Source organism: Arthrobacter sp. BGA-UO-ETr-C19 (assembly GCF_059568005.1).
The window spans coordinates 198,998-218,813 of sequence record NZ_JCAQPC010000015.1; the positions used below are offsets into that span (position 1 = coordinate 198,998).

Annotated in this window: 16 protein-coding genes and 1 pseudogene; 12 read left to right on the plus strand and 5 right to left on the minus strand. The window is 64.0% G+C overall.

Features of this window, described 5'->3' with window-relative positions:
* Positions 1-13 precede the first annotated feature (13 nt).
* Entirely contained in the window at positions 14-622 is a 609-nt protein-coding gene (locus AC57BR_RS08145; protein WP_496359311.1) for a TetR/AcrR family transcriptional regulator, read from the plus strand.
* Positions 623-690: 68 nt separating this feature from the next.
* On the opposite strand, the gene AC57BR_RS08150 is transcribed toward AC57BR_RS08145, so the two are convergent.
* Positions 691-2,052 (minus strand): MFS transporter, encoded by a 1,362-nt coding sequence (locus AC57BR_RS08150; protein ID WP_496359313.1) that lies wholly within the window; start codon positions 2,050-2,052, stop codon positions 691-693.
* Between the two features lie 215 nt (positions 2,053-2,267).
* On the minus strand, positions 2,268-3,182 hold the full coding sequence (locus AC57BR_RS08155; RefSeq protein WP_496359315.1) for a LysR substrate-binding domain-containing protein: 915 nt from the start codon (positions 3,180-3,182) through the stop codon (positions 2,268-2,270).
* Positions 3,183-3,316: 134 nt separating this feature from the next.
* On the opposite strand from AC57BR_RS08155, the gene AC57BR_RS08160 reads away from it, so the two are divergent.
* From AC57BR_RS08160 to AC57BR_RS08170, 3 genes are read left to right on the plus strand one after another with little or no spacing between them, the layout of a single operon-like run.
* The gene (locus tag AC57BR_RS08160) at positions 3,317-3,739 is read left to right on the plus strand and encodes a RidA family protein (RefSeq protein ID WP_496359317.1); all 423 of its coding nucleotides are present in this window, start codon (positions 3,317-3,319) and stop codon (positions 3,737-3,739) included.
* The gene (locus AC57BR_RS08165; RefSeq protein WP_496359319.1) at positions 3,736-4,407 is read left to right on the plus strand and encodes a DUF1028 domain-containing protein; all 672 of its coding nucleotides are present in this window, start codon (positions 3,736-3,738) and stop codon (positions 4,405-4,407) included. The genes AC57BR_RS08160 and AC57BR_RS08165 overlap by 4 nt, the downstream gene beginning before the upstream one ends.
* Entirely contained in the window at positions 4,397-5,599 is a 1,203-nt protein-coding gene (locus AC57BR_RS08170) for a M20 family metallopeptidase (RefSeq protein WP_496359321.1), read from the plus strand. Before AC57BR_RS08165 ends, AC57BR_RS08170 begins: the two co-directional genes overlap by 11 nt.
* A gap of 291 nt (positions 5,600-5,890) precedes the next feature.
* On the opposite strand, the gene AC57BR_RS08175 is transcribed toward AC57BR_RS08170, so the two are convergent.
* Complete coding sequence (locus AC57BR_RS08175; RefSeq protein ID WP_496359323.1) at positions 5,891-7,168, minus strand: flavin-containing monooxygenase; 1,278 nt, start codon at positions 7,166-7,168, stop codon at positions 5,891-5,893.
* 381 nt (positions 7,169-7,549) lie between these two features.
* On the opposite strand from AC57BR_RS08175, the gene AC57BR_RS08180 reads away from it, so the two are divergent.
* Together AC57BR_RS08180 and AC57BR_RS08185 are read left to right on the plus strand one after the other, a co-directional pair.
* Positions 7,550-7,990 (plus strand): CBS domain-containing protein, encoded by a 441-nt coding sequence (locus tag AC57BR_RS08180; protein ID WP_496359325.1) that lies wholly within the window; start codon positions 7,550-7,552, stop codon positions 7,988-7,990.
* Between the two features lie 116 nt (positions 7,991-8,106).
* A pseudogene (locus AC57BR_RS08185) lies at positions 8,107-9,083 on the plus strand (threonine/serine dehydratase).
* An 83-nt stretch (positions 9,084-9,166) separates the two neighbouring features.
* Here AC57BR_RS08185 and AC57BR_RS08190 read toward each other — a convergent pair.
* On the minus strand, positions 9,167-10,660 hold the full coding sequence (locus AC57BR_RS08190; protein WP_496359327.1) for a PucR family transcriptional regulator: 1,494 nt from the start codon (positions 10,658-10,660) through the stop codon (positions 9,167-9,169).
* A 248-nt stretch (positions 10,661-10,908) separates the two neighbouring features.
* Here AC57BR_RS08190 and speB point away from each other — a divergent pair, with 248 nt between their 5' ends.
* The 6 genes from speB (at position 10,909) to AC57BR_RS08220 (ending at position 18,568) form a co-directional block, all read left to right on the plus strand.
* Positions 10,909-11,907 carry an agmatinase gene (gene speB / locus AC57BR_RS08195; RefSeq protein ID WP_496359329.1) on the plus strand — a complete coding sequence of 333 codons (999 nt, stop codon included), beginning with the start codon at positions 10,909-10,911 and terminating at the stop codon, positions 11,905-11,907.
* A complete protein-coding gene (locus AC57BR_RS08200) occupies positions 11,907-13,364 on the plus strand; it encodes a purine-cytosine permease family protein (RefSeq protein WP_496359331.1) in 1,458 nt (485 codons plus the stop codon). The genes speB and AC57BR_RS08200 overlap by 1 nt, the downstream gene beginning before the upstream one ends.
* A 12-nt stretch (positions 13,365-13,376) precedes the next feature.
* Entirely contained in the window at positions 13,377-14,891 is a 1,515-nt protein-coding gene (locus AC57BR_RS08205) for an aminobutyraldehyde dehydrogenase (protein ID WP_496359333.1), read from the plus strand.
* A gap of 28 nt (positions 14,892-14,919) precedes the next feature.
* Positions 14,920-16,215: a D-arabinono-1,4-lactone oxidase gene (locus AC57BR_RS08210; protein WP_496359335.1), complete on the plus strand. Its 1,296-nt coding sequence runs from the start codon at positions 14,920-14,922 to the stop codon at positions 16,213-16,215.
* A gap of 197 nt (positions 16,216-16,412) precedes the next feature.
* A complete protein-coding gene (locus AC57BR_RS08215) occupies positions 16,413-17,612 on the plus strand; it encodes a pyridoxal phosphate-dependent aminotransferase (protein WP_496359337.1) in 1,200 nt (399 codons plus the stop codon).
* Positions 17,609-18,568: a 2-hydroxyacid dehydrogenase gene (locus AC57BR_RS08220; protein WP_496359339.1), complete on the plus strand. Its 960-nt coding sequence runs from the start codon at positions 17,609-17,611 to the stop codon at positions 18,566-18,568. Before AC57BR_RS08215 ends, AC57BR_RS08220 begins: the two co-directional genes overlap by 4 nt.
* A 155-nt stretch (positions 18,569-18,723) precedes the next feature.
* Here AC57BR_RS08220 and AC57BR_RS08225 read toward each other — a convergent pair whose 3' ends face one another.
* Positions 18,724-19,767 (minus strand): NAD(P)-dependent alcohol dehydrogenase, encoded by a 1,044-nt coding sequence (locus AC57BR_RS08225; protein WP_496359341.1) that lies wholly within the window; start codon positions 19,765-19,767, stop codon positions 18,724-18,726.
* Positions 19,768-19,816 lie beyond the last annotated feature (49 nt).

A 19,816-nucleotide genomic window follows, 5' to 3' on the forward strand; every position in this document is an offset into this window, starting at 1 on the left:
ACGAAGGAGCAGCATGCCCCGCTTGGTCGATCACCAGGAGCGTCGCCGTTCCATCATCGAGACCACGTGGCGGTTGATCGCGGGGCAGGGCATCGAGAATGCCAGCATGCGGGACATTGCGAGGGAATGCGGGTACGCGGCGCCGGGCGTGCTGGCCCATTATTTCCCCAACAAGGACGCGCTGCTGCTGGCCTCGTACGAACTGATCTGCGAACGCACCAACGAACGGATCGCAGCGGGCACGGCCGGCCGCCGGGGTCTTTCGGCGTTGCGAAGCCTCTGCCTGGAAATCATTCCGGCGGATCCCCTCACCGTGGTCGAAGCGCGCGTGGCGGTGTCCTTCTGGCAGCGCGCGCAGACGGAGGACGCGCTGCGCGAGGTCGGGCGGGAGGCCCTGCTGCACTGGCGTGGATTGGTGATGGGCTTCCTCGCCCAGGCTGAGCACGACGGCGAATGCGAACCTTTGGCCGATCCGGATGCGGTTGCCGATGAGCTGCTGAACATCATGATGGGCCTGCACGTGACCGCCATGCTGGATCCGGATGCCGTTACCGGGTCCCGGCAACGCCACCTGGTGGAGCGGGCGCTGGCCAGGCTCGCCTCCGGCCAGCCTGGCTCGTGAGGCGCCGGACACGGCCGTAGCCCGGGGTCAGATGCTGAGCCCAGGCTACGGATTGCTCGTTGGTTGAGTCAGTAACGAACAGGGGTGTTGGCGGCCGGCGCGGATTGGCGGGGTGCCGTTTGGATGTCTTCTTCTCCGAGAAGGTCCTTGCCTTTGCTTTCCTTCATGCTCAGCACGGCAGCCAACCCCACCAGGCCAACGAGAATGAGGTAGAACGCCGGCATCATTTCGTTGCCAGTCTGGGCAATGAGCCAGGTCAGGACGTACGGCACGGTGCCGGCAAAGATGGCCGCGGTGACGCTGTAGGCCACCGAGAGGCCCGTCTGCCGCGTCCGGGTTGGGAAGAGTTCCGCTGCCGCTGCCGCATGGACGCCGAGAATGAGGGCCAAGATGATGCCCAGGCCGATGGTGCTGACGATGCCCGCCCAGGGCGTGCCGGAGTGCATGATCAGGAACAGCGGGTATGCCAGCACCACCAGGGAAATGGCCGCGGTGATCAGCAGTGGCTTCCGGCCGATCCGGTCAGAAAGTGCGCCCACCAACGGTACAAGGATGAGCCCGGCCACGGATGCGGCGGTGGAGAGCAGGGCGGCAGTGCCGGCGTCGAAGCCCAAGACCTTTTCCTGGTAGGTCAAGAGGTAAACGAGCACCACGTAGAAGGTCACGTGCATCATGATTTCCAGGCCGCTCATCTGCAGGAGCTGCTTCCAGTGCCGGGTGAACACCTCCTTGACCGGACTCTGCGGGACGTTGTCCAACTGCTCGAGTGAGCGGAATTCGGGAGTGTCCTCGATCTTGGAACGGATGTAGAAGCCGATGATGCCCATCGGAACTGCGATGAGGAACGGAATCCGCCAGCCGCCGTCGGCAATGGTTTGAGCGTCCATGACGCTGGTCAGGACGAAGACCACCAGAGACGCCGCAAGGAAGCCAAGGAGACTGCCGAACTCGAGCCAGCTGACGCCGAATCCGCGGTGCTTCCTGGGTGAGTACTCTGCGAGGAACGCCGCCGCGCTGCCGAATTCGCCTCCCGCGGCGAGCCCCTGCACCACACGGGCCGCGACGAGCAGGACGGGCGCCCACAGGCCGATCGCGTCGTAGGTAGGCAGGAGTCCGACCACCAGTGTCGCCGCGCTCATGGAGAGGATGACGATGGAAAGTGTCTTCTTGCGTCCAATCCTGTCGCCCAGTGTTCCGAATACGAGGGCGCCCAAGGGACGGACGCCGAAGCTGATGGCGAAGACCGCGAAGACGGAAAGCAGCGCAGCTGTGCTGTCCTGTTGGGGGAAGAAGACGACCGCGATAGTCGAGGCGAGATAGGCGTAGATGGCCCACTCAAACCAGTGGACGAAGACCCCGATGGAACCGGCAGCAACGCTGGTGCGCAGGCCCTTCCGGCTGATCTGGCCCTCGATTTTATTGGTGTTCACAGTTCCTCCTGGAGGAAAAGATCCGATGCTGGGATGGGAGAGCGAGCCCACGGCGGTCGACGTTGACGGCCTGCAGAACTGCGCCACCAGAGCTCGTGACTTGGGTCACGCCCGAATGCTGGCATAACCATTGTCGAATGGCGCCGCACAATCTGTCGAATAGATTTTTGATGCGAACTGCATCTGCTGATCAGATGCAGTGATCGTGGCCGGCGCTACGAGCGCGCGGATTTTGCCGCAACTACTTGATGCCTTACCGCCTGGGCTACCGCCCGGACCCTGGCGGTAGGACGGTGTGACTTCAAGTGGGCCAGGACCGTCTTCAGTTCAGGCACCTCGTCGCGGATTTCGACGGCGGCCAGCTGGCCGCCGTCGTACGTCAACTGGTGCTGGGGCCGCTGGTGAAGGATTGAATAGCCCAGTCCCCGGGCCACGAACGTACGCACGGTTTCATAGCTGGCCGAGCGGAATCGGACGTCCGGCTCCTGGCCGCCCAATCGGGCGATGGAAAGCATGAGGTCACGCGTATGGGGCAGGTCCAGCAACACGAAGGACTCCCCGCTCAGCGCCGACAGCGGCACACTCTTCGCCCCTGCAAGCTTGTGGTCCGGCGGAAGAGCCACGTAGGGCCTGACCGTATCCACCACCGATGTGGCGATGGCGTCGGGCAGGTCAAGGTCGTAGCAGAGCGCCAAATCGGCCTGCCCGCTGAGCAACGCATTGATGCACCCCAAGGTATCGGTCTCGATGACTTCAGTTTCAAGGGCAGGGTGGTCTTCCCGCAGCTTGGTCAGGACGCCGGGGAGCAGGAACGGCGCCAGGGTGCTGAAACATGCAATGCGGATGCGGCCGGCAACGCTCTGGTGCTCTCCGCGGGCGTGATCAATGCTTTCTTCAACCTGCGCGAGGATCGCTTGGGCGTCGCGAACGAAGAGCTCGCCGGCCGGCGTCAGCACCAGACCTTTGGAGCGCTGCCTGATGAAAAACTGCGTTCCGACATGGCGCTCCAGCTGGGCGATCGCAGCGGATACAGCGGACTGCGCAACGTTCAGCCGTGCAGCCGCGCCCGTCATGGACAGCTGTGCCGCCGCTTCCACGAAATAGCGCAGTTGGGTGAGTGTCACATCCATGGGACGAGGATACACGTTGCATCACAATTACCGATGCAATCGTTCTAAAAGAACTGTTGGACAGATTCAGTGCCTCACAGGAAGCTGAAGGATACGAGCATCCGCCAGAAACAGGACTGAAAGGCAGCAGCCAAGTGAAGCACCAGCGTATCCGCACGTTTAATACGAAAGACACCTACCCCGAGCAGAACCTGGACAACGATCTTTGCCAGGCAGTGGTGGCCAACGGTGTGGTCTACCTTCGCGGCCAGATCGGACAGGACCTGGAGACGCGCGAGTCCGTAGGCATCGGCGACGTGGAAGCTCAGACGGAAAAGGCCATGGCCAACATCGACATGCTGCTCAAGGAGGCCGGCAGCAGCCTGGAAGACATCGTTAAGGTGACCGTCTACCTCGTCGACCCGCGTTACCGGGAAACCGTCTACCGGACCATGGGCCGCTGGCTCAAGGGCGTGTTCCCGGTATCAACCGGGATCGTCGTCCAGGCGCTGGCACGGCCGGAGTGGCTCGTGGAAATTGATGCCACAGCAGTGCTCTCCGCGGAGGGACTGGCGTGACCTTCAGCATCGCTGCCACGGACGGGCAGGGCAGGTTTGGCATCGCGGTGTCCTCGTCCTCGCCCGCCGTTGCCGCACGCTGCGCGCACCTGCGGGACGGCGTCGGCGCTGTCAGCTCCCAGAACATCACTGATCCCCGGCTGGGCTACGCCCTGCTTGACCGGCTGCAAGCGGGCTATTCAGCACACGAGTCGATTGACGCCGTCGTGCGTGAATCACCTGCGGTGGACTACCGGCAACTGGTGGTCCTGGACGCCAAAGGCGGGTCCGCCGTCTTCAGCGGCGCACACACCCTCGGCATCTTCGGGGAGGGCCGCAGTCCAAGCAGTGTTGCCGCCGGCAACATGCTCGCGCATCCGGGCGTTGCCCAGGCCCTCTGCGACGCGTTTGAAGCCACGTCAGGGGAACTGGAAGTGCGGCTCATGGCTGCCCTTCGCGCGGCCGAAGCAGCTGGCGGTGAGGCTGGGCCCGTTCGCTCGGCCGGCATCTCGGTGGTCTCCGGCCACGGGTGGCGGGACACTGACCTGCGTGTGGACTGGCATGAGGACCCGATCGCGGAGCTCGAACAGCTCCTTCAGGTCTGGCTCCCGCAGCGGCAGGACTATGTGATTCGCGGGCTCGACCCGGCGTCTTCCGTTGGTTATGGAGTGGCGGGCGATGAACGCTGAGTCTGCTACCGCGATGAGTCCGGCCGTTCAGCACGGACAGCGCGACCGGCGCGGTCAGCGTGACCGCTGCAGTCAGCGCGACCAGGTGCTGGAGGCCGTCACCGCCCAGCACCCGGAGCTGACCCGGCTTTCGGAGACACTCCATGCCAACCCGGAGCTCGGCTGGCAGGAACACCGCGCCGCAGGGTGGACCGCTGATTACCTGGTGTCGCACGGATTCGAGGTGGAGAAGGAGTACATGGGCTTCCCCACCGCGATACGGGCCGTCTTCGGAAACGGCGCACGGCGCATCGGGCTTATGGCCGAGTACGACGCTCTTCCAGGCCTCGGGCACGCGTGCGGCCACAACGTCATCACGGCTATCTCGTGCGGTGCCGCTGTTGCGCTGACAGAGTTCGCCGCCGAGCGGGACCTTACCGTGGAACTCTATGGAACGCCTGCGGAAGAAGGCGGCGGCGGGAAGATCGAACTGCTCAAGAAGGGCGCCTTCCTTGGATTGGATCTGGCCATGATGGCGCATCCCAGCCCCGTCGACTCCGCAGAGGCGCGTCCCTACGCAGTGGCCCACACCCACGTGGAATACCGGGGTAAGTCAGCCCACGCCGCCGCCTATCCAGACCAAGGCGTCAATGCCAACGACGCCTTCATCGTCGCCCAGGTTGCCTTGGGCCTCCTGCGCCAGCAGCTGCCCGCCGGCACCCGCGTCCACGGCATCCAAACGCGCGGCGGCGAAGCCCCCAACGCAATACCGGAAAGGACCGAGGGCCGCTGGTACGTCCGTGCCGAGTCACTCGCCCAGCTGGGGAAGCTCGAAGAGCGGGTCCGCCGTTGCTTCGAGGCCGGCGCTTTGGCGTCCGGCTGCGAACTGTCAGTAACCCCGGAATCGGAGCCGTACTCGGAGTTCCGCACGGATCTGCGGGCGCTCGAACTGTATGTCAGGCATGCGGAGTCACTTGGCAGGGACTTCAACGCCCCGCCGGAGCAGGCGACCATGAACCGGGCCTCAACCGACATGGGCAACGTGTCCCAAGTGGTTCCGGCCATCCATCCCTATATAGGGCTCGGCTGCTTCCCTGCGGCAAATCACCAACCCGAGTTCGCCACCCATTGCGTCGGCGAGGCAGCCAACCTTGCCATCCATGATGGCGCGGCCGCCTTGGCGCTCACTGCGCTGGACTACCTGGCAGAGTAGCCGGGGTTTTCTGTTTGTGGTCTTTCGGCCAGGTCTCGGCCAGATCGGTAGCCGGGCTGGTGGCCGGGCTGGGCTGACGTCGAACGGCACCTTATGAGGGCCCGTTGGGTGGATTATTTCCACCCAACGGGCCCTATCTACGTGTGCGACTTCTTGCTGGACTCCCCCATGCCGGCGCCTTTCCTGCCGGCCGGTATCCCGCACCGAGCAGCAGCAACAGCGGAAGGGGACCATGCCTCCGTGGCATGGTCCCCGTTGCTGTTCGTTGTGCTGGCACCTATGCCAGCGGCATCACACCGCGCCGCTCGCCACCAGGGCGTGTTGATCGTTGTGGGCCAGGTAGCTCCGCTGGATGGCGATCTGGTCGGCGACGTACTTGGCGTCGTGCCAGACGCCCCAGATGAAGCTGGATCCGCGGCGTGACTGCCACGGCAGCCCGAGGAAGTAGACGCCAGGCTCAGTAGAGACGCCGCGTTGCTGCCGCGGCTTGCCTTTCTCGTCGAACGCGTCCACCTGCAGCCAGCTGTAGTCGACGGCGAACCCGGTGGCCCAGATAATCGAGGCAACACCGGCGCCGGCGAGGTCGAGGGCCAGAATGGGGTCCGTGACGTTGTCCGGATCGGGTCCCAGGGTGCGGGCTTCGGGCTCCTCAGGGAGATCAAGGCCGTTGCGCTCGATGTACTCGTCAGCTTCGTCGAGCAACCCCAGATAGTGAGCGTCGCCGTTAGCGATGTTGGTACGGAGATCCTCGGCAAAGTGCATGATTCCGTCCACGAACGCTTCGGTCCGGCCGACGAGCTTAATACCGTTCTCGGCGAGGGCACGGAAGTCGACGGTGTGGCCGCCGTCGGCACCGCTCACGGCGATCGTTACGTGCTCCGCGCCCGCCGCGGGGGTGGAAGCGTCCCACATGCCGAGCACTCCGAGCCACCAGCAAAAGTCGCGTCCGCGGTAGCTCCGCGGGGGCCGGTCGTGCGGCCCGACCGAGAGGAAGACCTGCCGCCCCGACCGCTGGATTTCGGCGGCAATCTGCACGCCCGAGGACCCTGCACCGACAACGAGAACGGCGCCTTCCGGAAGCTGGGCCGGGTTCCGGTAAGAGCTGGAGTGGATCTGCACGAGGTCGGCACTTTTGGGAACGACGGCGGGGATCACCGGCCGCTGGAACGGTCCCGTAGCTGCCACGACGTAGCGTGCGTCGAAGTTCCCGTCCGATGTCTGCACATGGAATCCGGGTGCGCCGGCTTTCCTGCGCACGGATGTCACCTCCACGCCGCAGCGGATCGGTGCGCCGATCTTCTCGGCATAGGCAACGAAGTAATCCGCCACCTGCTCCTTTGACGGGAACTCCCCCGGCTCAACGTCGGTGAATTCCAAGCCCGGGAAACGGTCATGCCAGGCCGGCCCGTTCGCAACCAGGGAGTCCCACCGCATCGTGCGCCAGCGCTCGGCGATACGGTGCCGCTCCAGGACCAGATGCGATATCCCGCGTTCGCTCAGATGCTCGCTCATCGCAACCCCGGCTTGACCTGCCCCTACGACGAGGACCTCAACCTCTTGGCTAATCATGTCGATCTCCTAATTTCAGCAAATTGCCACAGCGTTCCTCCACGCGCACGGCATTGAAATCCGCCCGCGCAGCCGAACCCTTCTTTGGGAATTCCGGCGAGGATCGTGGCCGGCGCGGCCCTCATAAGTGACGGTTGATCCATTTTCACTTGAGGCAAGGGCATCTGCATAGCTCATAAATCAGGGCAATCACATCTAAAATTGTGATCCATGGTCCGTGTATGTGCCGTACCAGGTCCGCGATGTTCCTCTGCGGCTGACGGACGCTCGAAGCAGGGGAAACCGCCGTCGACATCGGCGCTGGGCCCGGCGTAGGCTGGCAACATCGGCGCATGTGCCGGGTGACTCTGCGTCGATACCCCAATCGATGAAGGAGGACCAATGAGTGCCGTACGTGAATTCATGACTACGGATGCACAGTGTGTTAAGGAGAACCAGTCCCTCGCAGATGCCGCACGAATGATGCTGGATCTGGACTGCGGATCGTTGCCGATCTGTGGTGACGACGGCAAGTTGAAGGGCATGATCACCGACCGGGACATCGTGCTCAAGTGCGTGGCCGCGGGCCGTGATCCACGCGAGATGATGGCCCGCGACCTCGCCACGGGCCGGCCCCACTGGATTGACGCCGATGCGAACGTTGACGCAGCCATCGAAATGATGGAGAAGTACCAGGTGCGCCGGCTCCCGGTCATTGCTGACCACAGGTTGGTCGGCATCATCAGCCAGGGTGACATCGCGCGCAACTACTCAGAGGAGCGTGTAGGCGAACTGGTGGAGCACATTTCGGAACGCAGCCGGATGCAGTCGAGCAGTTCATAAAGTCGAGCAATTCATCCGCAAACAAGCGCCACGGAATACTTCCGTGGCGCTAATTTGTGCCCGCAGGGACGCGGTCTACGAAGACTATTCCCAGTTCACGTGGCAGGATACAACGGGTGATCACACGAGATGACGTACTCGCCGCCGACAACCGAATCAGCAACTATATTCGACGCACGCCCCTGCTCAAAGGCGGCAGCTCCTCTGCTCCGCTGTGGCTCAAGTGCGAATTCCTGCAACACACAGGGGTGTTCAAGGCACGCGGAGCTTTCAACCGTCAACTCGCTGCCTTGGAGCGCGGAGAGCTCGACCCTGCCGTCGGCGTGGTCGCCGCATCTGGCGGCAACGCCGGACTGGCCAACGCGTACGCCGCCGCCGCCCTCGGGGTCCCAGCCACTGTGTTCGTCCCCGAGAACGCCCCACGCGTTAAGGTCGAACGGCTCCTCGCCTACAACGCGACCGTCCGTCGGACGGCGCAGAGTACATCGACGCCTACGAGGCAGCTCAGGAGTACGTCGCCCAAAGTGGTGCACTTTTCTGCCACGCCTATGACCAGCCCGAAATCGCCGCCGGAGCCGGCACCATCGCCGAGGAGATCCTCCAGGACCAGCCAGGCATTGACACCATCGTCGTCGCCATCGGCGGAGGTGGTCTCTATGCGGGCTTGGCTGCGGCAGCAGCCGGCAGGGCGAAAATCGTCGCGGCAGAACCCGTCACGATCCCTACCCTGCATGCGGCGCTGGAAGCGGGCAGGCCGGTCGACGTGACTGTTTCCGGCATCGCCGCTGACTCCCTGGGCGCGCGCCGCGTCGGCGACATCGCATTCAGCATGGCTTCCAAGGAAGCACCCATCTCCGTGCTGGTCAATGATGACGACATCATTGGCGCCCGGGAACAGCTCTGGAGTGAGTACCGCATCCCCGCCGAGTACGGGGCCGCAACGGCCCTCGCCGCGCTCACCTCGGGCGCTTACGTGCCCCACCAAGACGAACGCGTAGCCGTCATCGTCTGCGGGGCGAACACTGACCCCGGCACTCTCAGCGACGCAGCCCCATCACCATCACGCTCACGTTGGAAAACGTCGACAACATGATGGAGCGTGTCCCTGGTCGTCTACTTCATCGCACACGATCCATCCGCAGTCGCGCCACCAATATGGGCCCAGCGTAACCTTGTCTAGCGGCGCATGGCTTTGTGGATTTGAAGCGCAAACCAAAGCTGGGCCAACGTCGAAGTTTCGGTCATGTCCAGGCCCGTCAGTTCGCTGATTTTTCTGATCCTGTAGATGACGGTTTGCCGGTGGGCGAAGAGTGCCGCCGCCGTCTTCTGCCATGATCTTTGTGTGTCCAGATAGGTCCTCAACGTGACGATGAGGTCGCCTTCCTGGCTCTGTTCGTAGGCGAAGATCGGTCCGAGCAGCCGCTCCACCAGCGCTGTGCCTTCCTCGAAGCTTGTTAGCCCCAGCCAGGAGGGACCCTCGGCGTACCGGGCCAGGTTCATGGCATTGCCCTTGGCCGAGCCGAGCGCCCACAGCGATTCCTGCAACGCACGCTGGATTCCGGGCGCCGACGTCGGGGAGCTGATGCCGATCCGGACATCGGGTCCCGCGCAGTGGACCAAGGTATCGTCAGTCACGGCCGCGGACACCGCCACGTGAAGCGTGTCGAAGCGCCGCAGGCAGGCAGCCGGAAAGCCGTGGCGCCACAGTTCGACGTGGACGTTCGCCAGCCGCTCGGCGTCGTCAGCCGATATCGAAACCAACACGAAATCCTGCGCCGGAACATCAAAAGCCGTGAGCCGGCTCTCCAGTTCCGCCGTTCCCAGCCGGCCGTCGACCGCCTGCAACAGGAATTCGCTCGCCAGGCGGTGCTGGCTTTCCAGGGACAGGACTTTTCGTGAAAGTTCCAGCCCCAGCACCGTTGCCGCATGCAGAAGAACGACGGCGTCCGGGTGCGGATCGGCGTTGGGAAGCACCACCAGGAGCGCATTGCCGTGCGTGGGGATGTCCATCATCAGCACGTGCCTGCCCTGAAGCCGGTGCCACTGGAACTTCTTTCCGGCCAAGGAAATTCGGCCGGTGAGCGTGGCGAGTTCCGCCTGCAGGAAATCCGGCAGCGGCTGGCCGTCCGGATGCCACGGATGAAGGCAGCGCCGGTCCACGACGAACAGGTCTGCGTCGAGCTCGCCTGCGAGGCCCCGAAGAAGGCCTTGCAGGTGGTCCGCCGATGCTCCGGCAGTGCGGAGCAGGTCGTAAATCCGGGCGGTCTGGCGCAGGCGCCGCGATTCCTCCAATAGGGAAGATTCAGCCACTGTCCGCGCGATGGCGATGAAGGGCAGCGGATAGGGGACGTTGATAAGCGGCAGCGGCAGCCGTTCGCAAGCAGCCAGGAACTCAGGCAACAGGTTCGGCGCGTGCATCTTCTCTCCGATGGCCAGCGCACTGGCGCCCGCATCCACCAGCGCCTCGGCGAGCGCAACCTGCCCGGCCGCATCGGCTGGGATGGACAGGCCGTTGGTCATCATCAGTTCGCCGCCGGTGACCCATTCCCACAGCCTCGGCAGATCAGATGTGTGGGCCCACGTGATCCGGTTGCCACTGCCTGCGGAGCCGGCCAGCAGCGTGAGTCCCAGCTGCGGTTCCGCCACGAGCTCGGCCACATTAATCGCCATGGAACTGCGCTCCCACGTCCTTGGTTTCCGGGCCATCCGGCGGCCACTTAGACATATGTATAAGCGCCCCGGCCATTTGTAGTCAATCTACCGCTATACGCCGTGATCCGCGTCACCAAGAATTGGATTACTTACTTCCCGCTCAACCTTCCCGCTCAACCTTCCCGCTCAACGGCGAGCGACATAACACCTCCCCCGAACCGCCGCCGGCGCCACAACCGGCAGCACAGCAACCGAAGGATCCCGGCATGACAACGCACAAGCCCATCGGCCCCGTCGACGCAACAAAAGTTCCCCGGTATGCAGGCCTCGGCACGTTCGCCAGGCTGGCCCAGATCGACCGCGTTCCGGACTACGACATTGCGATCGTCGGTGTACCGTTCGACGGCGGGACCTCCTTCCGGCCCGGCGCCCGTTTCGGTCCTGCCGCAGTCCGCGAAGCCTCCCGGCTCCTTCGCCCCGGATACCACCCCGAACTCGACGTTGAGCCTGTCTACGAAGCCCAGGTTGTGGACGCCGGCGACATCGCCTGCACGCCTTACGACATCACACGGGCGGTCCGCGAAATCGAAGAACAGGCGCTGCCCCTGATCAGCGAAGACAAGAAACTCATCTCCATCGGTGGCGACCACACCATTGCCCTACCGATGCTGCGGGCCTTGAACAAGGTCCACGGACCGGTCGCGTTGTTGCACTTCGACGCCCACCTGGACACGTGGGACACGTACTTCGACCAGCCGGTCACCCACGGAACCATCTTCCGGCGGGCCTTCGAGGAAGGACTCCTGGTGGAAGACAAGTCCATGCACGTCGGCATCCGCGGGCCGGTCTATGACCGCAACGATTTCCTCCGCGACCACGAGTTCGGTTTCCAGATCATCCGCTGCTCCGATCTGGATGTCATCGGCGTCCCCGCAGCCATCCAACAGGTCAAGGAGCGGCTCGGCGACACTCCCGTCTACGTCTCCATCGACATCGACGTCCTGGACCCTGCCTACGCACCGGGTACCGGCACCCCCGAAATGGGCGGACTCCACTCCCGCGAGCTCCTGGCACTGCTGCGCGGACTGAACGGCATCAACATTGTGGGCGCCGACGTCGTGGAGGTCGCTCCGGCCTACGACCACGCGGACATCACCACAGTCGCCGCGGCCACCCTCGTCTTCGACCTGCTCGCCCTCATGGTGAACCGCAGCAAGGCCCCCATTCCCGCCCGTGAACTGCAAGCAGCCTCCTGGAACGCATGATGAGCACTCAAACCACTCCCGTCGCCGCAGCCGAAGTGCCCCGTCTTGAGGACAAGACCATCCAGCCGATCCCCGCGAACGAACGCCACGGGAAAGCCCGGGACCTCTTCACCATCTGGTTTGGTTCCAACATCATGATCATGACCATCGTTACCGGCGGCCTCGCCACCACGGTGTTCGGCCTCGGCTTTGTGCCGGCGATCGTGGGCATCATCATCGGCAACGTGGTGGGCGGCATCTTCATGGCGCTGCACTCCGCCCAAGGCCCGCAACTGGGCGTGGCACAGATGATCCAGACCCGCGGACAGTTCGGCTCCTTCGGGGCATTGCTGATCGTGGTCATCGTGGTGATCATGTACGTCGGATTCTTCGCGGCGAACCTGGTTTTCGGCGGCGAAGCGATGGCTGCCGTCAGCCCGGGCATCAGTGTTGATGCCGGCATCATCATCATCGGCGTAGTCAGCGTCATCGCCACGATTTTCGGTTACCGGCTCATCCACGCCTATGCGCGCGTCCTGAGTGTGGCCGCCGGCCTGGCGCTGCTGCTGGCTTTCGGCTGGATCCTGGTGGTGCATGGCCTGCCTGCCAGCTTCCTTGAGCAGGGCAACTTCAACTGGGTTGGCTTCATGGGGACCATTTCCGTCTCCGCCCTGTGGCAACTCGCCTACGCGCCTTACGTCTCCGACTACTCCCGCTACATGCCCCAAGGCACGGGCTCTGCCCCGGCGTTCTGGGCGTCCTACTCAGGCTGTGTCCTGGGCACGCTGTTCCCCATGATCCTCGGGGCCCTGGTGGGTACGATCGCCGTGGCCATGAGCAGCGCGGCCGGCAACGTGGAAATCGTCGGCAGCCTGGGCACACTGCTCCAGCCGTGGACCCTGATCATTGTTGGCATCTTCTGCCTGGGCGTCGCGGCGTCGAACGCCATGAACCTCTACTGCGGCGTGCTGTGTACCCTCACCATCGGGCAGACGTTCCGGCCGAACTGGTTGCCGCACGCCAAGACCCGCAGCATCGCGGCGGTCATCCTGTTTGCGCTCGCACTGCTGATCGCGCTGTTCGCCCGCGACAATTTCATCCTCTTCTACACCAACTTCCTCTCCTTCCTGATGTACGTCCTGGTTCCCTGGACAGCCATCAACCTGGTGGACTACTACCTTCTGCGGCACGGTGACTACCGGGTTGAAGACTTCTTCAAGCGCGACGGCGGCGTGTACGGCCGGTTCAATTGGGTCGCCATCGGCTCCTACGTGACAGGCGCCCTGATCCAGGTCCCGTTCTCCGCCACCGCCGTCTACACCGGCCCTTTGGCCGCCGCGATGGGCGGGGTGGACATCTCCTGGATCGTCGGGCTGGCAGTCGTCGCTCCGCTCTACTACTTCACGGCCCGCGTCTTCGGGAAGAAGACGGAAGCCGCACCCTTTCCCTCCCCCGCACTCGCAACCGACCTCCTCTGAAAGCGAAACATCATGACACTCACTGACACCGAACAGTTCACCGTCCGACGGTCCCCCTCGGATCACAGCCCTGCAGGCGTACTGCCACTCCCGCTGCCGCCCGCCGGGCACTTCATTGGCGGATCGTTTGCTCCGGGCTCCTCCACCCACATCATCGACGTCGTGGATCCCACCACCGAGCAGGTCATCGCCTCCGTGCAGGCCGGCACAGCGGCAGATGTTGATTCCGCTGTCGAAGCCGCCGTGGCGGCCCAGAAGTCCTGGGGTGCCACCACCCCGAAGGAACGCTCCGAGGTGCTGACCCTGATCGCCAACATCATCGAAGCCAACCGGGAAGCCTTCGAAAGCATCGAGTCAGCCAACACCGGCAAACCGCGCACCGTCGCGGAGGACGACGTCTCAAGCACTATCGACACGTTCCGCTTCATGGCAGGAGCTTCCCGCACGCTGACCTCCATGGCCGGCGGTGACTACGCAACCGGGCACACATCGGTCATCCTTCGGGAACCCGTGGGCGTCGTCGGCGTCATCACCCCGTGGAACTACCCCCTGCTGATGGCCGCCTGGAAGATCGCGCCCATCCTGGCTGCGGGAAACAGCATCGTCCTGAAGCCTTCCGAGCAGACGCCGCTGTCCACGCTCAAGCTCGCAGAACTCGTGGCCGGACGCATTCCCGATGGAATTCTCAACGTGGTGACGGGACAGGGACGGACAGTCGGACAGCGGCTCGCGGAACATCCTGATGTTGCGCTCGTCGCGTTGACCGGAAGCGTCGTCAGCGGACAGGCCGTTGCCGAGACGGCGGCCAAGTCGGTCAAGCGCGTCCACCTGGAACTGGGTGGCAAGGCTCCGGTTGTTGTCTTTCCCGACGCTGACCTCCGCGCCGCCGCCGCCGGGGTGCGAAATGCCGGCTTCTGGAACGCCGGCCAGGACTGTGGTGCTGCCTGCCGCGTGCTCGTGCACGAGTCAGTGGCGGAGGAGTTCACCGAGCATCTGGTGCGCGAAGTCAGCACGCTGGTGATCGGGGCGCCGGGGGCCGGAGATGACGTGGAAATCGGTCCCATGATTTCGCGCCCGCACTTCGACCGCGTGCAGGAATCCCTGGCCGAGGCCAGGGCTGCCGGCCTGAACGTGGCCATCGGCGGTTCGGCCTTGGAAGGCCCCGGCTACTTCATTGAGCCGACAGTGATCAGCAATGTACCGGCCGGGGCGCACATTGCTACCCACGAGATCTTCGGCCCCGTCGTCTCGGTTGAGTCCTTCAGTTCCACTGAAGAGGCCGTCACCCGGGCAAACGAGAGCCCGTACGGCCTGTCCGCGTCGGTATGGACCAAGGATTCCAGCCTGTCCCTGCGGGTTCCCAAACAGCTGGACTTCGGCACCGTGTGGGTCAATGCACACCTGGTACTGGCATGCGAGGTACCGTGGGGCGGCTTCAAGGGTTCCGGCTACGGCCGCGACCTCTCGCTCTACGCCCTGGACGATTACTCCCGCACTAAGCACGTCATGATCAACCACGGCGCATGAGCGTTAGACAAGCAACGGAGCTTTAGCAATGACCACCACCAACATTCCCCGCAACGCATCCCCGGCACGCGCCGCCACTCCGTCCGCCCCCTTCGGGACGGACGTCACGTGGACCAACTGGGGCGGGAACCAGAGCGCCACGCCGGCCTTCACCGTCCGGCCACGGACTGAACAGGAAGCGCTCGACGCCGTCCGGTTCGCCATCCGCGAAGGCTTGCCCGTGCGGGCGGTTGGCTCAGGGCATTCGTCCTCGCCGCTGGTCCAGACGGGCGGTGTCCTGATGGACATGTCCGCCCTCTCCGCGATCACCGGAACCGACCGTGTCCGGCGTCGTGCCAGGGCCTTGGCCGGCACCACCATCAACGCGTTCGGTGACCCGCTGTGGGAACAGGGCCTGGCCCTCGGCAACCAGGGTGACATCGACAAGCAGCAAATCGCCGGGGCGCTTGCCACCAGTACCCACGGTTCCGGTAAGAACCTGGGCAGCTTCTCTTCCAATCTCCGCTGGGTGAAGCTCATCAACGGGTACGGCGAGATCGTCGAGATCGCAGAAGGCCAACTCCGCGAACTCCGGGCTGCACAGGTTGCTTTGGGCACCCTCGGAATTTTCCTGGAAGTGGAACTTGCCGTTGAGGACAGCTACTACCTGCAGGAGGAGGTCACCTATCCCACGTGGGAAGAAACCACGGCTACGTGGCAGACGGACATCGACGCGAACAGGCATTATTCCTTCCTCTGGTGCCCGGAAGAGGGTTCGTGCGAGCTCCTGGACCTTCCGGGCTCGCCGGGCCAGCGCATGGCAGACCGGAGCTACACCAAGCGGTACAACATCGCGCACATCCGCGACGAACGCGAAATCTCGGGTGTGGAAGGAGCCCGCTTGGACCGCTCGTACCGTATCTATCCGGGCGGCTTCACCACCCAGTTCCATGAACTCGAGTACTTCGTTCGTAGCGAGGACGGCTTTACGGCGGTCGAGGCCATCCAGGACCTGATCCGCACCAGGCACAGCGACCAGAAGTACCCCGTCGAGGTCCGCTGGGTGAAAGCCGATGAAGGTTACATGTCCCAGTTCCAAGGACGCGACACCACTGTTATCACCCTGACCACCGAACCCGGAACCGACTACTGGCAGTACTTCCGGGACGCCGATGCGGTGCTGCAGGAATTCGAGCCGCGTGCGCACTGGGGCAAGATCCATTTCATGACCAGGAGCCGCCTGGAACGCCTCTATCCGGAACTGGACACGTTCATACAGGTCCGCCGCGAGTTCGACCCCCGCGGAATATTCCTCAACGACCACACCCGAGCCCTGCTGGGGTGAACGCCGCTATGCTCCCGCAACTGGATCCCGCCCGTTCCCGTGAGGTTCTGAATCCGCAAGAAGCTCATCGATTATCCACCGAGATGCGGATCACTTTTCGGTCTGATATATTAGTTTTGCCCTTTGATATATATTAGGTCTCGCAAGATCTGGTTTTTCGGAGGATCGATCGTCAACTCGATGAGGAGTGGAACAGCATGCAGCAACTCGCGCACCGGCTCGAACGCCTAGGCACAGAAACCGCCTTCAGCGTCGCCCAGGCCGCGGCCGCCTGGAAAGCGAAGGGGAACCTGGTGTACCCCTTCCACCTCGGCGATATCAACATCCCCACCGCGCCGAACATCGTGGAAGCGATGAACCGGGCGATCGCGGACGGCTACACGGGCTACTGCCCCGGTCCCGGCATCCCGCAGCTGCGTGAAGCCCTCGCCGACGACATCGGCTCTCGCCGCGGTATCGAGTTCTCCCCCGAGAACGTGGTCGTGATGACCGGCGGCAAGCCCGTCATCACAAAGTTCCTGCAGGCGGTCATGAACCCCGGCCAGGAAGTGCTCTACCCCAACCCCGGCTTCCCGATCTATGAATCGCAGATCGAGTACCTCGGCGGCACGGCTGTACCCTACCGCTATGTGCCCACGAGCACGGGCTTCGCCATCGACCTCGAGCAGATCCGCTCGTCGATCACGCCCAACACGGTCGCAATCATCTACAACGACCTGCAGAACCCCATCTCAGCCGAATCGACTGCAGCCGAGCGCGAGGCCATCGCACAGCTCGCAATAGAACACGACCTCTGGGTCCTCTCCGACGAGGCCTACTTCGAGACCCGCTACGAGGGCGTCTCGAGCTCGATCACATCGATTCCCGGCATGGCAGAGCGCACCGTCATCCTCTACACGTTCAGCAAGAAGTTTGCCATGACCGGTTCGCGCCTCGGTTGCGCCGTCGCCCCGCGCGAGATCGCCCAGGTGCTCAGCACGCTCAACACCAACGATGAGTCCTGCACGACGCACTACGTGCAGTGGGCCGGCGTCGAAGCGCTCCGCGGCCCCCAGGAATCTGTGCAGCAGATGCTTGGCACCCTGCAGACACGCCGGGACACCGCCTGCGAACTCGTGAACTCCATCCCAGGCATGCACGTAGCTGTGCCGCAGTCGACGTTCTACCTCTTCCCCGACGTCACCGGGGCCATGGAGCGCATGGGCTACACGGCAGTCGGCGACTTTGCCACTGACGCCCTCTACAAGACTGGCGTCTCCTTCTGCACACGCGAGCACTTCGGCCGACGCCTGCCCGGCGAGGAGCGGCAGTACATCCGGCTCGCCTACTCGGGCATCGAGGTTCCAGACATCCGCGATGGCCTCGGACGCCTGCGCGAGTGGATCGAGACGGCATGAGCCGGGTAGTAGTTACGGGCAAGGTGCCCGACGCCGCACTCGAAAAGCTTCGTGCCGAGCACGAGGTCGATGCCTGGACCGGTCCGGAGTCGATTGGCCGCGAGGAGCTCTTGCGCCGTGTGGCGGGGGCGGATGCCATCGTGAGCCTTCTCACCGAACGCATCGACGGCGAGTTGCTCGACGCCGCGGGCCCGCAGCTCAAGGTCGTCTCCAACGTCGCCGTCGGCTATGACAACATCGACGTGCCGGCCTGCACCGGACGGGGTGTTGTCGCCACCAACACACCCGGCGTACTCACCGAGGCGACCGCCGACATCGCCTTCGGGCTCATCCTCATGACAACCCGTCGGCTCGGTGAGGGCGAACGGCTCATCCGCGCCGGCCAGGCGTGGAAGTGGGGCATGTTCTTCCTGCTCGGCAGCAGCCTGCAAGGCAAGACCCTGGGCGTCGTCGGCATGGGCGGCATCGGTCAGGCGACGGCACGCCGGGCCAAGGCCTTCGGCATGGACATCGTCTACCAGTCGCGCAGCGAGATCGACCCTGCGATCGCCGCGGAACTGGGCGCCCGGCGGGTTGATCTGGACGAGTTGCTGACTGTTTCCGATGTCATTTCGCTGCACTGCCCCTACGGAGCCGCAACGCACCATCTGATCGGCGCCGAGCAGCTCGCAGCAATGAAGAGCTCGACATACCTCGTCAACACCGCACGCGGACCCATCGTCGACGAAGCTGCCCTCGCCGCCGCGCTGCGCGAAGGCGTTATCGCGGGCGCCGGGCTCGACGTCTTCGAGCACGAGCCCCAGGTCCACCCCGAGTTGCTGGACCTGGAAAATGTGACACTCGTGCCGCACCTCGGCTCCGCCACCGTCGAGACGCGCACCGCCATGGCAGTGCTCGCCGCCGACAACACGCTCGCCGTGCTCCGCGGCGAGCGGCCGCCCACTCCGATCAGCTAATTGACGACGGGCACGCATTAGAAACGTGCGCTCCCGGCCTGCCGGGAGCGCACGTTTCGGCCGAGGTTCACACATGGCTGGGCGCCATCGCGGCCAGCAACTGCCGTCCTGTGGGCCTGCCCGGAGAAGGGTCAGGCCCACAGCTTTGAAAGGTCCTAGAACGTGCCTGCGTCGATCACAAAGCGGTAGCGCACATCACTGGCGATAACCCGGTCGAAGGCGTCGTTGATTTTGCTCGCCGGAATGACCTCGACCTCTGCCCCTAGGCCGCGGGCTGCACAGAAGTTCAGCATTTCCTGCGTCTGCCGTATACCGCCCATCTTGGATCCGGCGAGGCTGCGCCGGAAGCTGACCAGTGACCAGGCGCGTTGGTTAAGCGGCTTCACAGGCAGCCCCACGAGAACCATGGTGCCGTCCAACGCCAGCAGCGCAAGGTAATCGTCGACGTCGATATCGGCCGAAACGGTGTTGATGATCAGATCAAAGTGACCCGCCAGGACTTCGAAGGTGGCGGGGTCGGACGTGGCGTAATATTCCTGGGCACCCAGGCGGAGCGCGTCTTCCTGCTTCTTGAGCGACTGGCTGAGTACCGTGACTTCCGCACCCAGGGCAGCCGCGATCTTGACACCCATGTGGCCCAGCCCGCCCATGCCAATGATGGCCACACGCTTCCCAGGCCCGGCGTTCCAGTTCCGCAGCGGCGAGTACATGGTGATGCCGGCACACAGCAAGGGTGCGGCAGCCTCAAGCGAGATGCCGTCAGGAATCCGCAGCACATAGTTCTCGTCCACGACAATGCTGGTGCTGTAGCCCCCCGCTGTCGGCAGGCCGTCCCGGCCCACCGAGTTGTACGTGCTGACGGATCCCAGGAGGCAGTGCTGTTCTTCGCCGGCACGGCAGCTGGCGCAGTCGCGGCAGGAATCGACAAAGCAGCCCACGCCGACGCGGTCTCCCGCTGAATAGCGTGTCACTTTGGATCCGACCGCTTCGACGATGCCGGCAATCTCGTGCCCAACGACCACCGGGTAGTTCACGCTCGCCCAATCGCCACGTGCCGTGTGGATATCGGAATGGCAGATCCCTGTGAATTTGATGGCAATCTGTACGTCGAATTCACCGGGCTCACGGCGTTCAACGGTGCCGGGTTCCAAGGGGGCGGTGGGCGAAGGCGCGACAAAGGCTTTGGCAAGGGTGGGCATGGTGCCTCCTTAATTGCAGGTGGGGACGGGCGCTGTGGGCGCCTACGAA

What these genes read in the sequence shown, in the direction of transcription:
- AC57BR_RS08145 (WP_496359311.1), top strand. Translation starts at nt 14, where the DNA reads ATGCCCCGCTTGGTCGATCACCAGGAGCGTCGCCGTTCCATCATCGAG.
- AC57BR_RS08155 (WP_496359315.1), bottom strand. Translation starts at nt 3,182, where the DNA reads ATGGATGTGACACTCACCCAACTGCGCTATTTCGTGGAAGCGGCGGCA.
- AC57BR_RS08170 (WP_496359321.1), top strand. Translation starts at nt 4,397, where the DNA reads ATGAACGCTGAGTCTGCTACCGCGATGAGTCCGGCCGTTCAGCACGGA.
- AC57BR_RS08175 (WP_496359323.1), bottom strand. Translation starts at nt 7,168, where the DNA reads ATGATTAGCCAAGAGGTTGAGGTCCTCGTCGTAGGGGCAGGTCAAGCC.
- AC57BR_RS08180 (WP_496359325.1), top strand. Translation starts at nt 7,550, where the DNA reads ATGAGTGCCGTACGTGAATTCATGACTACGGATGCACAGTGTGTTAAG.
- AC57BR_RS08190 (WP_496359327.1), bottom strand. Translation starts at nt 10,660, where the DNA reads ATGGCGATTAATGTGGCCGAGCTCGTGGCGGAACCGCAGCTGGGACTC.
- speB (WP_496359329.1), top strand. Translation starts at nt 10,909, where the DNA reads ATGACAACGCACAAGCCCATCGGCCCCGTCGACGCAACAAAAGTTCCC.
- AC57BR_RS08200 (WP_496359331.1), top strand. Translation starts at nt 11,907, where the DNA reads ATGAGCACTCAAACCACTCCCGTCGCCGCAGCCGAAGTGCCCCGTCTT.
- AC57BR_RS08205 (WP_496359333.1), top strand. Translation starts at nt 13,377, where the DNA reads ATGACACTCACTGACACCGAACAGTTCACCGTCCGACGGTCCCCCTCG.
- AC57BR_RS08210 (WP_496359335.1), top strand. Translation starts at nt 14,920, where the DNA reads ATGACCACCACCAACATTCCCCGCAACGCATCCCCGGCACGCGCCGCC.
- AC57BR_RS08215 (WP_496359337.1), top strand. Translation starts at nt 16,413, where the DNA reads ATGCAGCAACTCGCGCACCGGCTCGAACGCCTAGGCACAGAAACCGCC.
- AC57BR_RS08220 (WP_496359339.1), top strand. Translation starts at nt 17,609, where the DNA reads ATGAGCCGGGTAGTAGTTACGGGCAAGGTGCCCGACGCCGCACTCGAA.
- AC57BR_RS08225 (WP_496359341.1), bottom strand. Translation starts at nt 19,767, where the DNA reads ATGCCCACCCTTGCCAAAGCCTTTGTCGCGCCTTCGCCCACCGCCCCC.